Here is a 402-nt window from a genome sequence, read left to right on the forward strand (position 1 = left end):
ATATTGTAGGTGGCATACGTTGACGGCATAAAGGCATCTAACGGAATACTAATATTGATTGAAATTTGCTGGTCATTACTGTCTTCCGTATCGTCGTCTTCATCCTGAGTATTATCGGCGTTCAGCGTATAAGAATAGTTAATGCCATAGCTTACGTTATGCCATGTGTTGTTATAGCCAATACCTAATGATGTGGTATGAGTGTCATTCCAGTAATCTTCATTATATAAAGTGAGTGAAATGGAACCGTAGATAATGTCTTGCGACAACGACAGGTCGGTGCGATTGCGGACATGATCATAGTGACTATTATCGCTATAGGTATCCAGCACATCCTCAAGAGCGTAGTAATCTTTGGTCGAATAACGGTAACCGGCGACAGTAAAATTGGTGCCTGTTGAC

1 protein-coding gene is annotated in these 402 nt (G+C 41.0%); it reads right to left on the minus strand.

What is annotated here, in order from left to right; all coding sequences use genetic code 11:
* The coding region (locus ACEWB7_RS18400; RefSeq protein WP_411581149.1) for a fimbria/pilus outer membrane usher protein at positions 1-402 on the minus strand (402 nt) is incomplete at both ends.

Origin of the sequence: Acinetobacter sp. NIOH-H-8, assembly GCF_046635365.1 — a bacterium.
Lineage (GTDB): Bacteria > Pseudomonadota > Gammaproteobacteria > Pseudomonadales > Moraxellaceae > Acinetobacter.